Origin of the sequence: Pollutimonas rozaliensis (genome assembly GCF_048751585.1) — a bacterium.
Lineage (GTDB): Bacteria > Pseudomonadota > Gammaproteobacteria > Burkholderiales > Burkholderiaceae_B.
On sequence record NZ_JAZHOB010000277.1, the window covers coordinates 1 to 249 of the forward strand.

The window sequence follows — 249 nt, forward strand, 5'->3', positions numbered from 1 at the left end:
TTTATCTCCGATATTATGTTCAGTATCCTGAAGACCCCTCAAGGCTATGCGTTATGTTCCGTTAGTACAACACGCGGTGTAGATGATACGCCGTACTTAGACTTATGGGTTAACGGTAGCACGGTACTTAATGAGAAGGGTACTTACAGTATTCCTGAGTACTTGCAGAATGCAGAGTTCATGCTAAGTGTAAATCTCCCTGATACGGATATGCACTTGGATGAGGTTGGGTATGAAGTCAAAGACAAG

The 249-nt window shown here is 43.0% G+C and carries 1 protein-coding gene; it reads left to right on the top strand.

The features are described 5' to 3' along the window. On the top strand, window positions 1–249 hold a 249-nt coding region (locus tag V0R37_RS22895), incomplete at both ends, for a hypothetical protein (RefSeq protein ID WP_420376663.1).